This is a genomic window from Candidatus Competibacter phosphatis, assembly GCF_012939995.1.
Lineage (GTDB): Bacteria > Pseudomonadota > Gammaproteobacteria > Competibacterales > Competibacteraceae > Competibacter > Competibacter phosphatis.
Genome location: NZ_SPMZ01000061.1, coordinates 17229 through 27714 on the forward strand (window position 1 = coordinate 17229; position 10486 = coordinate 27714).

At 61.4% G+C, this 10486-nt stretch carries 11 protein-coding genes and 2 pseudogenes; 5 read left to right on the plus strand and 8 right to left on the minus strand.

Annotated features, from left to right (window positions below; all coding sequences use genetic code 11):
• Positions 1-176: 176 nt before the first annotated feature.
• The 4 genes from thiD to E4P82_RS17155 are packed head-to-tail and all read left to right on the plus strand — an operon-like array spanning position 177 to position 3504.
• The gene (thiD, locus tag E4P82_RS17140) at positions 177-971 is read left to right on the plus strand and encodes a bifunctional hydroxymethylpyrimidine kinase/phosphomethylpyrimidine kinase (protein ID WP_169250031.1); all 795 of its coding nucleotides are present in this window, start codon (positions 177-179) and stop codon (positions 969-971) included.
• Complete coding sequence (gene thiE, locus E4P82_RS17145; RefSeq protein ID WP_169250021.1) at positions 968-1597, plus strand: thiamine phosphate synthase; 630 nt, start codon at positions 968-970, stop codon at positions 1595-1597. Before thiD ends, thiE begins: the two co-directional genes overlap by 4 nt.
• Positions 1598-1608: 11 nt before the next feature.
• Positions 1609-2889 carry a glutamate-1-semialdehyde 2,1-aminomutase gene (gene hemL, locus E4P82_RS17150; RefSeq protein WP_169250022.1) on the plus strand — a complete coding sequence of 427 codons (1281 nt, stop codon included), beginning with the start codon at positions 1609-1611 and terminating at the stop codon, positions 2887-2889.
• A gap of 15 nt (positions 2890-2904) precedes the next feature.
• Complete coding sequence (locus E4P82_RS17155; protein WP_169250023.1) at positions 2905-3504, plus strand: Uma2 family endonuclease; 600 nt, start codon at positions 2905-2907, stop codon at positions 3502-3504.
• 74 nt (positions 3505-3578) lie between these two features.
• On the opposite strand, the gene E4P82_RS17160 is transcribed toward E4P82_RS17155, so the two are convergent.
• The 4 genes from E4P82_RS17160 to E4P82_RS17175 are packed head-to-tail and all read right to left on the minus strand — an operon-like array spanning position 3579 to position 5681.
• Positions 3579-4118, minus strand: a complete 540-nt coding sequence (locus E4P82_RS17160) for a disulfide bond formation protein B (RefSeq protein ID WP_246327667.1) — start codon at positions 4116-4118, stop codon at positions 3579-3581.
• Between the two features lie 52 nt (positions 4119-4170).
• Entirely contained in the window at positions 4171-4449 is a 279-nt protein-coding gene (locus tag E4P82_RS17165; RefSeq protein WP_169250024.1) for an Rdx family protein, read from the minus strand.
• 10 nt (positions 4450-4459) lie between these two features.
• Positions 4460-5062, minus strand: coding sequence for a monofunctional biosynthetic peptidoglycan transglycosylase (gene mtgA / locus E4P82_RS17170; RefSeq protein ID WP_246327668.1), 603 nt, complete (start codon positions 5060-5062; stop codon positions 4460-4462).
• The gene (locus E4P82_RS17175; RefSeq protein ID WP_312915509.1) at positions 4968-5681 is read right to left on the minus strand and encodes a flavodoxin family protein; all 714 of its coding nucleotides are present in this window, start codon (positions 5679-5681) and stop codon (positions 4968-4970) included. The genes mtgA and E4P82_RS17175 overlap by 95 nt, the downstream gene beginning before the upstream one ends.
• 98 nt (positions 5682-5779) lie before the next feature.
• On the opposite strand from E4P82_RS17175, the gene infA reads away from it, so the two are divergent.
• Positions 5780-5998, plus strand: coding sequence for a translation initiation factor IF-1 (infA, locus tag E4P82_RS17180; protein ID WP_169250025.1), 219 nt, complete (start codon positions 5780-5782; stop codon positions 5996-5998).
• Positions 5999-6058: 60 nt separating this feature from the next.
• On the opposite strand, the pseudogene clpA reads toward infA, so the two are convergent.
• The 4 genes and pseudogenes from clpA to E4P82_RS17200 form a co-directional block, all read right to left on the minus strand.
• Positions 6059-8309, minus strand: a pseudogene (clpA, locus tag E4P82_RS17185) (ATP-dependent Clp protease ATP-binding subunit ClpA).
• A 36-nt stretch (positions 8310-8345) separates the two neighbouring features.
• Positions 8346-8672 carry an ATP-dependent Clp protease adapter ClpS gene (clpS, locus tag E4P82_RS17190; protein ID WP_169250034.1) on the minus strand — a complete coding sequence of 109 codons (327 nt, stop codon included), beginning with the start codon at positions 8670-8672 and terminating at the stop codon, positions 8346-8348.
• A 215-nt stretch (positions 8673-8887) separates the two neighbouring features.
• Positions 8888-9826 (minus strand): nucleoside recognition domain-containing protein, encoded by a 939-nt coding sequence (locus E4P82_RS17195; RefSeq protein ID WP_169250026.1) that lies wholly within the window; start codon positions 9824-9826, stop codon positions 8888-8890.
• 87 nt (positions 9827-9913) lie between these two features.
• Positions 9914-10486, minus strand: a pseudogene (locus tag E4P82_RS17200) (hypothetical protein); the annotation flags it as partial.

Below are 10486 nucleotides of genomic sequence, written 5' to 3' on the forward strand. Positions count from 1 at the left end.
CGTTTTCGGGGCCGTTATTCTCCCACGCTGGCGCATCCCGAAAAACCCGCGGCGTTTGTTAGAATTCTTGTGGTTCCCACTGATCGTGCGCCGACCGACCCCAAATCGCGATCCATCCTTCCCAATTCGGAGCAGCCCACTTGACCGATCTCGCCTCCTCACCTCCTCCCGTGGTCATGACCCTGGGCGGCAACGATCCCAGCGGCGGAGCCGGACTGGTGGCCGATATCACGACGATCGTCAGTCTGGGTTGCCACCCCGCACCCGTCGTCACCGCCTTGACCGTGCAGGATACCCACAACGTCCACGCGCTGCTGCCGGTCGAACCCGCTCAATTACTGGCTCAGGCGCGGGCCGTGCTGGACGACATGCCGGTGGCGGCAATCAAGATCGGCCTCATCGGCAGCGCCGAGAACGCCGGCGCGCTGCACACGCTGTTGGCTACCTATCCCGATATTCCGGTGGTGCTCGACCCGATCTTGGCGGCGGGCGGTGGGACCGAACTGGCCAGTCCCAAATTGCTCGATACCCTGCGAACTTTGCTGCTGCCGCTGGTCACGATCCTGACCCCCAACAGCGTCGAAGCGCGCCGGCTGGCGCCGGAAGCCGATACGCTGGAAGCCTGCGCCATGGCGCTGCTGGAGTACGGCTGCCGCTATGTGCTGATCACTGGCGGGCACGAATCGACCGGAGAAGTGATCAACACCTGCCACGGCAACAACCGCTTATTGGAAAGTTATCGCTGGGCGCGGTTGCCCGGCCATCATCACGGCTCCGGTTGCACCCTGGCCGCCGCCATCGCCGCCCTGCTCGCCCAAGGCCAGGAATTGGAATGGGCGGCGCTCAGTTCCGTCGTGCGCCGCGCCCAGGATTACACTTGGCATGCGCTGCAAGCCAGCCACCGGCTTGGCGGTGGCCAACTGCTACCCAACCGGCTGTTCTGGGCCAGCACCCATCGAGGTTCGGTATGAAAACTCCAAGCCGTTGTCGCGGTCTGTACGCGATCACCGACGCCTTGCTGATCCCCGACGACCGACTGGTCGACGTGGTCGAGCAGGCGATTCTCGGCGGCGCCCGCCTGATTCAGTACCGGGACAAGAACACCGACCCGACCCGGCGGCTGGCCCAGGTCCGGGCTTTGAACGCGATGTGCCGCCGCCATGAAGTCCCGTTGATCGTCAACGACGATGTGAAGCTGGCGGCGCAAGCCGGCGCGGCGGGTGTCCATGTCGGCCAGGACGATCCCGCCTTTGCCCACGCTCGTGCTCGCTTGGGTGCAGATGCCCTGATTGGCGTATCCTGTTACGATCGCCTGGATTTAGCGCTGGCCGCCGCCGATGAAGGCGCCGATTACGTGGCTTTCGGCGCTTTCTTCCCCTCCCCGACCAAGCCCACCGAGATCCGCGCGCCCATCGAGTTGCTGCGAGCGGCGCGGGCGGCGTTGCACATACCGGTCGTCGCCATCGGCGGCATCACGCCGGACAACGCGCCCCTACTGCTGGCAGCCGGCGCCGACATGCTGGCGGTGGTCAGCGGCGTGTTCGGTCAACCCGACATCCAGGCCGCCGCCCGTCGCTACGCCACCCTGTTCGCCTGAGGAGAGCCATCATGGCCACCCGTTCCGAAAAGCTGTTCACCGAAGCGCAAAATTATATTCCCGGCGGCGTCAACTCGCCAGTCCGCGCCTTTCGCGGCGTCGGCGGCACACCGATCTTCTTCAAGCGCGGTGAGGGCGCTAATCTGTACGACGAGGACGGCCGCCGCTACATCGATTACGTCGGCTCCTGGGGACCGATGATCGTCGGCCATGCCCACCCGGCCGTGGTTCAAGCCGTACAGGATGCCGCCGCCAACGGTCTGAGCTTCGGCGCCCCCACTGAGATGGAAACGATCATGGCTCGGCGAATTCGGGAACTGGTCCCGTCGATGGAATTGGTGCGCATGTGCAATTCCGGCACCGAGGCGACCATGAGTGCTATCCGTCTGGCGCGCGGCTTTACCGGCCGCAACATCATCGTCAAATTCGAGGGCTGTTACCACGGTCACTCTGATTCGTTGCTGATCAAGGCCGGCTCCGGAGCGCTCACACTGGGTGTCCCGACCTCGCCCGGCGTGCCGGCGGCGCTGGCGGCGTACACCGTAACGCTGACCTACAACGATCTTCTGGAAGCCCGGCAAGCGTTTTCGAAGCTCGGCGAGGAAATCGCCGGGGTCATCGTCGAACCGGTCGCCGGCAATATGAACTGCATCCCGCCCGCCCCCGGTTTCCTGGCGGGACTGCGCGAACTGTGCACCCGCTACGGTAGCGTGCTGATCTTCGACGAGGTGATGACCGGCTTCCGAGTGGCACGGGGCGGAGCACAGGAGCTCTACGGCGTCACTCCCGACCTGACCACGCTGGGCAAAATCATCGGCGGCGGCATGCCGGTCGGCGCCTTCGGCGGCAAGCGGGCGATCATGGAACAACTGGCGCCGCTGGGGCCGGTCTACCAGGCCGGCACGCTGTCGGGCAACCCGGTGGCACTGGCGGCCGGACTAGCGACGCTGGACCTCATCGCCAGCCCCCGCTTCCATGCCGACCTCGTCGCCAAGACTCAGAAACTGTGCGATGAACTGGTGACCGCCGCCTGCGAGGCCGGCGTGTTACTGACGGCCAATTATGTCGGCGGCATGTTCGGGTTGTTCTTTACCGCGGAGAATGTCACGAATTACGCTCAAGCCATCGCCTGCGATGTCGAGCGGTTCAAGACGTTTTTCCATGGGATGCTGGCCGAGGGGATATATTTCGCGCCGTCCGCGTTCGAGGCGGGATTCATGTCATCGGCGCATACCGAGGCGGATCTCGACGCCACCGCCGTCGCCGCCCGGCGGGTGTTCGCCCGGATTTGATGAGGAGGGTCCGCCATGTCACGACCGGCCGAACTGTTCGTCACCGCCGCCGATTATCTGGCACGGGAACGCCAAGTCGAAACCAGGAACGAGTACCTGAATGGCTGTATTTACGCCATGGGCGGCGCCAGTCGCGGCCATAATCGTATCACCGTCAATCTGACCGCGTCCCTACATTCCCAACTCAAGCATACACCGTGCGAGCCCTTCTCCAGCGACATGCGAGTCAAGGTCAGCCCCACCGGCTTGTACACCTACCCCGACGTTGTGGTCGCCTGCGGCGAACCGCGCTTCGAAGATCAGCACGTTGACACCCTGCTCAATCCCACGGTCATCATCGAAGTGCTGTCGGACAGCACGGCAGCTTATGACCGAGGCGACAAGTTCGCCCATTACCGCACATTGGAATCCCTGAGCGACTACCTGCTGGTCGCCCAGGACAAACCGCGCATCGAGCATTACCGCCGGCAGACGGACGGGCAGTGGCTCTATTCCGCCGCCGACGGGCTGGAGGCTCGGATCGAAATCCCGACCATCGCCTGCACCCTGCATCTGGCCGAAGTCTATGACCGGGTCACGTTCCCCGACCCCAGCGAATCGCTCCATCCCGGTTGACTCTCCCGGCTGGAGTCCCTCCTTCGTGACCCGGACCCTCGTCGGAATACCGACCGCGACGGCTGAGCACCCGCTCAGCTTCGCAACCGCCAGTTGCCGATCACACCCGCCACGCCCAGCACGACGAACAGCAGCAGCGTCCACTCCGGCATGCTGAAGCCGAGCAAACCCCAATCCACCTTGGCGCACTCGCCGGAACCGGTCAGCACCTCGCGGATGGTTTCGTTCAACGGAAACGCTTGCAGCATGTACTCCAGGCTCGGCCCGCAGCGCGGCGCCTCCTCCGGCGGCAGATGCTGCAACCAGACGTGTCGGGCGGCGATCCCGGCCCCAATACCGGCAGCCAACCCCACCAGCACACCATAGACTTTCGCACCCCAATCGCGTGGACCGTGCAGGGTCGCCACCAAAAACACTAACCCAAGCGCCAGCAGGGCCAGGCGCTGGAAAATGCACAGCGGACATGGCTCAAACCCCAGATAGTGCTGGACGTAATAGGCAAAACCCAGGCCACCGGCGCAAATCAAAAAACCCAGCCCATTCAACATCCGGCGGGAAAACAGCCATCCGCGCCGATCCGGCGTGTTAGCGCTGATTACTTGCATATCTTGCATGGCACATCCAACACACTATTTTTGTTTGCTGTTGAAGACGAGTCGGACTGGCTCACCGATCCGAATGACCCAGATTCCGCTCCGGCGCGATCCGGTCGCGCACTCTCTGTTTGACCTCCTTGGCCTCGGGAAACCGTCCTTCCTGCTTGCGCGACCAAATCAATTCATCGCCGACCTGGATTTCGAACACCCCGCCGGTACCAGGCCGCAGCGCCACCTCGCCCAATTCCTGCTCGAACGTGGTCAACAACTCCTGCGCCAACCAGGCGGCCCGCAGCAACCAGCGACATTGCGTGCAATAAGTGATGCTGACTCGTGGTTTTTGTTCCATGCCCGTCCACTCACAATCGGTCGAGATAAGCGGTACCGCCCAACTGCCGCATCTGCCGTTCGATCCAGCGCTGACGCTTGAGCACATAGACCGAGGGCCGATCCACCCGGTAGCGCCGGGGATTGGGTAGCACCGCCGCCAACCGCGCGGCTTCCCGGGCGGTCAGTTGGGCGGCGGATTTGTCGAAAAATCGCCGGCTGGCGGCCTCCGCCCCGAAGGTATATTCGCCGAACTCGGCGATATTCAAATAGACTTCCAGAATCCGTTGCTTGGACCAGAGCAACTCCAGCAATACCGTAAACCACGCTTCCAGCCCCTTGCGGATCCAGTCGCGCCCCGACCACAGGAACAGATTCTTCGCCACCTGCTGGCTGAGGGTGCTGGCCCCACGCGCCGACTTGCCTGCCTCCAGATCGTCCAGCACCTGCCGGATCTCGATCCAATCGAAGCCGTAATGCTCGGGAAAGCGCTGGTCTTCTCCGGCGATCACCGCCAGCGCCGCATAGGGCGAGATTTTTTCATACGGCATCCACTGGTGACGGATCGTCGCGCCATCGCTCCAGACCGCTCGCAACCAATCTTGAGCCATGATGCTGGAAATTGGCGGTGGCATCCAGCGCAGCAGCAATACTAATGCCAGTGAGATCAAGACGAAACCCCATGCCACCCTCCAGATCCCTCTCCCGATTCGAGCCAGCAGGCCGCGTTTCGGCGGCTGGGTAGACGGCTTGCAGCGGGTGGCCCACCCGCGCAACCATTTCTTCAGAAAATCCCCCCACGCCACCCCCCGAAGCCATGGTTTCGCCCAATTCCTCGCATTGTCGCAGCACTTCGGCGGTCAGTTCGCCGCGCGCGACGATCGGGTCGCAAACCGGCTTGAGCGGATAACCGCGAGCGATGCGCTCGATGCTGGTCAGCGCCCCGCTACCGTCGTTGCCGGCACTGATGAAGACCGCGTAAGGCAGGCCGCCGATCTTACCTTGCGCGGGATAATAGGTGCGATCCAGGAAATTTTTCATCGCGCCGGACATGTAGCCGAAATTTTCCGGCGTACCCAGCAGCAAGCCATGCGCCCATAGCAGATCGTCCAAGCCGGCACGTAATGCCATCTTCAACCGGATTTCCACGTCCGTCACCCGCCGCGCGCCGCGCGCCACCGCCCGCGCCATCGTTCGGGTGTGGCCAGTTTGCGAGTGGTAGACGATCAGCAGATGGCGAACAACGGCATTCATGGCAGGGCTTTCAGTCATCTACTTGCCGCGCCATGGGATTTCCGCTATGGTTGCGCGTCTTTTTCAGTGCGGATAATACGGTAGCAACGAGAGGAATTATGTCGAAAGAAGACCACATCGAAATGGAAGGCACCGTGATCGACACCCTGCCCAACACCATGTTCAGGGTGCAACTGGAAAACGGTCACGTCGTCACGGCGCATATCTCCGGCCGGATGCGCAAGCATTACATCCGCATCCTGACCGGCGACAAGGTGAAAGTGGAGCTGACCCCCTACGACTTGAGCAAGGGGCGCATCGTTTACCGCGGGCGCTGACTTCGCACGATACCGCATCGTCATTGCGGAACCCGGCAACCCGCGACCGCCGCATCCTACCTAGGGTACCGCCTCCTCCTCGGCGATCTCCACCTGTAAATCGTCGTCGCGCACGGTGACCATTACATGCCCGCCGTTGACCAGCCGGCCGAACAGTAACTCCTCGGCCAAGCGGCGCTTGATGTTCTCCTGAATGATCCGCGCCATGGGCCGCGCGCCCATCTTGGGATCGTAACCGCGCTCGGCCAACCAAGTCCGCCCCGCCTCATCCACTTCCACGGTCACCTTCTTCGATTCCAACTGCGCTTCCAGTTCGATCAGGAACTTGTCCACCACCTGGGCGATGGTGACCGGCGTCAAGCCCTTGAACTGGACGATGGCATCCAAGCGATTGCGGAACTCCGGCGAAAACAGCCGTTTGATGGCCTCCATGCCGTCGCTGCTGTGGTCCTGCATGGTAAAACCAATCGAGGGCCGGTCCATCATCTCAGCGCCGGCATTGGTGGTCATCACGATGATCACGTTGCGGAAATCGGCCTTGCGGCCGTTATTGTCGGTCAGCGTGCCGTGGTCCATCACTTGCAGCAGCAGGTTGAACACGTCCGGATGGGCCTTCTCGACCTCGTCCAACAGCAGAACCGCATGCGGGTGCTTGAGGATGGCGTCGGTCAACAAGCCGCCCTGATCGAAGCCGACATAGCCCGGCGGCGCGCCGATCAAGCGCGATACCGTGTGCCGCTCCATGTACTCGGTCATGTCGAAGCGGATCAGTTCGATACCCATGACCCGAGCGAGTTGCCGGGTGACCTCGGTCTTGCCGACACCAGTCGGGCCGGCGAACAGGAAGTTGCCGATGGGTTTCTGTTCGTTGCCCAAGCCGGCGCGCGCCATTTTGATGGCGTTGGCCAGCATGTCGATGGCTTCGTCCTGACCGAATACCACCAGCTTCAGATCCCGCTCCAGGTTGCGCAACACGTCCTTATCCGAGGAAGATACGGTCTTGGGCGGGATGCGAGCGATCTTGGCGATGATCGTTTCGATATCGCCGACATTGATCACCTTCCTGCGCTTGGCGGCCGGTAACAGCCGCTGGCTGGCGCCGGCCTCGTCGATCACGTCGATGGCCTTGTCCGGCAGGTGGCGATCGTTGATGTAACGCGCCGACAGATCCACCGCCGCGCGCAGCGCCTTATCGGCGTATTTGACGTCGTGGTGCTCCTCGAACCGGGTCTTCAATCCGCGCAGGATCTGGTAGGTCTCCTCGACCGACGGCTCGGTGACGTCGATCTTCTGGAAGCGTCGCGCCAGCGCCCGATCCTTCTCGAAAATACCGCGATACTCCTGATAGGTCGTCGAACCGATGCACTTCATCTCCCCGGAAGCCAGCATCGGCTTGATCAGGTTCGAGGCGTCCATCACCCCCCCCGGAAGCCGCGCCGGCGCCGATGATGGTGTGGATCTCGTCGATGAACAGGATCGCGTGTCGCTCCTTGCGCAGTTGCGCCAGGACCGACTTCAAACGCTTCTCGAAATCGCCGCGATACTTGGTGCCGGCCACCACCGAGCCCAGATCCAGCGCGTAGATGGTGGCGTTGCGCAACACCTCCGGCACCTCGCCGTCGACGATCATCTTCGCCAATCCTTCGGCGATGGCGGTCTTGCCGACCCCGGCTTCACCGACGAACAGGGGATTGTTCTTGCGTCGCCGGCACAGGATCTGAATGGTGCGTTCGATCTCATCGCGCCGGCCGATCAGCGGGTCGATACGCCCCTGCCGCGCCAGTTCGTTCAGGTTGCTGGCGAAATTTTCCAACGGCTTGGCGTTCTGGTTTTCGGGGCTCTCCTCGCTCTGCGGAGGGGTGGCGTCCTGCTCGTCGGATACCTTGGAAATCCCGTGCGAGATGAAATTCACCACGTCTAGCCGGCTGATTTCCTGCTGTTTGAGAAAATAGACCGCCTGCGATTCCTGCTCGCCGAAAATAGCCACCAGCACGTTAGCGCCGGTGACCTCCTTGTTGCCGGAGGACTGGACATGCAGCACCGCCCGTTGCAGCACCCGCTGGAAACCCAGGGTCGGCTGCGTCTCGCGCGGGTCATCGGTCCCCAGCAAGGGGGTATGATCGCGAATGAACGCTTGCAAGTCCCGTTTCAGCTTATCCACATGGGCGCCGCAGGCCCGCAACACTTCCGCCGCAGCGGGATTGTCCAGCAAGGCCAGCAGCAGGTGCTCCACGGTCATGAACTCATGGCGCCGGTCCCGTGCCTCGCGGAAAGCAAGATTGATGGAAAACTCCAGATCCTTGCTCAACATAACTCACACCTCGAATCGCGCTGGGTGATTTCGAACTTAGGCTTCTTCCATGGTGCACAACAACGGATGCTGGTGCCGGCGGGAAAATTCGTTGACCTGCACCACCTTGGTTTCCGCAATCTCGTGAGTGAAGACGCCGCATACCCCCTGGCCCCGGGTATGAACGTGCAACATCACCTGGGTCGCCTTCTCCTGATTCATCCCGAAAAAACGTTCCAGGATCCGTACCACGAACTCCATGGGAGTATAGTCATCGTTCAGCAGGATCACCTTATACAGCGGTGGCTGCTTGAGTTCGGGCTTTGCCGGCTCCACCACCAGACCGCGGTCTTGATCGGGAGTCGATGAATATTCCTTGCTCATGGCATGCGTGTTGGATCTGAGGTAAAGAAGCATCTTGCGTCCGGCAACGCCGCAAGCCGGCGTGTCGTTCCGCTCGTTGGCGTTGGCTGACATTTAGATAATACGCGGAACACAAGTTTCCTCAAGAGCCTTTCGCACGCAAAAAAACCAGAGGGCTTCCGCCACCGTGGAGAGAGTGCGATTATCCGCCGGGTGAGGCCAACAGCCACATGCCATCAAGTAAACAGCGCGTGGCCGACGGTACGCACCGCGATGCCCACCGCCGCGCCCAGCACCGCCGGCCGCCAGACCCCGGCAACGCGCCGGCCCGCCGAAACGAGCACCGCGACACCCGCCAGATCGAGCGGATGGATCAAGAAACCGGCTCCGTGGTTGAGGGTTGCCACCGTCACGGCGCCATTACGCAACATCTCGTCCATCACCCCCATCATCGCCGTGCCGCCGGCAATGTACTTGGTCAGCGTGGGCAGGATCATCGCCGGGTCCCAATGCAGCATCGCCATGAACGGAGCCAAGCCACGGGTGAGCGCATCGATCGCACCGGTCGAGCGGAGCGCCATCACGATCACCAGGGCGAGCACCAGCATCGGGATCGATCCCACCGCGATCTTGAAGGCTTCCGCGCCGGCCCGATTGATCACGTCTAGCACACCCTTCCCGCTGTTCACCACCGCGTGGTGCAAGGTTTCGTCCAACACGCCTTCCTCGGCGGATAGATTCCGACCGAACAGGTAGTAAGTCGCGGCGGCCGCCAACAGACCACCGAGCAGCGACAACCCGAGCGTCGTGCCGAAATCCAGTCCCATCGCCGTCATCGGGATCATGACATTGGCCTGGGCCATCGCCATCACCATCGCCAGTGTGGCGGCAATGTGACGATCCGAGGCACCGCGCTGTTCCATCATCGTCAGCGTCGCGACCGGCGCGGCGAAACTCACGAAACTGATTTGCAACGCGGCGAACACGCCCAATCCGGTTAAACCAATTGGTTTGAGCAGCGGCGCAAGGCGATGCACGATCCAATCGAGCACGCCACGCGCTTCCAATAGGCGCATCAGCGACAACATCACAATCATTACCGGCAACAGCACGAACAGCGACAACTCCACCGCCGAGCGGCCAGCGCGCAGAATAACGTCAATCAAAATATCCATGGATTTAGTGGCTGCTCAATCGAGTTGGATCTGGAATGGACAACCTGACCAGACTGTAAATCTTGCAAGTCCATGTGAGGTGTAATGTCATGAAGAGGCTGAGGGTATTGAAGTGGAGGTGCGCTCGGAATACTTGTTACCTGCTTCCATTGGGTCTAGTGGTTCCACTGTGCGCCACCGTTCATAACGATCAAGATTGGAGACTTGACTTTCGTCGAGAAAGGCACGCGCCAAGGCTTCAGCGTAATCAAACTCTTCTGGCGATAAGATCTTCTTCGCTTGGTCGAGCATTCGCTCAAAACTCCATGGATGCCGATTGAAACCTTTTTGAATAAAGAACTTGAAATACCCTTCCCAGCGTTCCGTAGAGTGCCCCTGCATCCGCGCAACGAGCCAGAGCGAATAACAAATCTCAGCTATATTCCCCACATTAGATCGATCATATTGATCGGAATACTCAAAGGCAGAAACAAGTAACTGTTTTCCCTCCGATAATCGGGCCATCCCCACGAGAAACTGTCCATAGTTGCCAAGATGGTTGGCGTGTTTCGGGTCGGCCTCTAGCGCCCGCCGGTAATAAACCTCCGCGCCATCCAGGTCACCACATCGCCAAGCCAGGAAATTCGCATAGTTGCCGAGATGGTGGGCGTGTTTCGGGTT

Excerpts from the sequence above, each read along its gene's own strand:
- thiD (WP_169250031.1), top strand. The coding sequence starts at position 177 with ATGACCCTGGGCGGCAACGATCCCAGCGGCGGAGCCGGACTGGTGGCC.
- E4P82_RS17175 (WP_312915509.1), bottom strand. The coding sequence starts at position 5,681 with ATGAATGCCGTTGTTCGCCATCTGCTGATCGTCTACCACTCGCAAACT.
- E4P82_RS17195 (WP_169250026.1), bottom strand. The coding sequence starts at position 9,826 with ATGGATATTTTGATTGACGTTATTCTGCGCGCTGGCCGCTCGGCGGTG.
- E4P82_RS17155 (WP_169250023.1), top strand. The coding sequence starts at position 2,905 with ATGTCACGACCGGCCGAACTGTTCGTCACCGCCGCCGATTATCTGGCA.
- mtgA (WP_246327668.1), bottom strand. The coding sequence starts at position 5,062 with ATGCCACCGCCAATTTCCAGCATCATGGCTCAAGATTGGTTGCGAGCG.
- infA (WP_169250025.1), top strand. The coding sequence starts at position 5,780 with ATGTCGAAAGAAGACCACATCGAAATGGAAGGCACCGTGATCGACACC.
- hemL (WP_169250022.1), top strand. The coding sequence starts at position 1,609 with ATGGCCACCCGTTCCGAAAAGCTGTTCACCGAAGCGCAAAATTATATT.
- E4P82_RS17165 (WP_169250024.1), bottom strand. The coding sequence starts at position 4,449 with ATGGAACAAAAACCACGAGTCAGCATCACTTATTGCACGCAATGTCGC.
- thiE (WP_169250021.1), top strand. The coding sequence starts at position 968 with ATGAAAACTCCAAGCCGTTGTCGCGGTCTGTACGCGATCACCGACGCC.
- E4P82_RS17160 (WP_246327667.1), bottom strand. The coding sequence starts at position 4,118 with ATGCAAGATATGCAAGTAATCAGCGCTAACACGCCGGATCGGCGCGGA.
- clpS (WP_169250034.1), bottom strand. The coding sequence starts at position 8,672 with ATGAGCAAGGAATATTCATCGACTCCCGATCAAGACCGCGGTCTGGTG.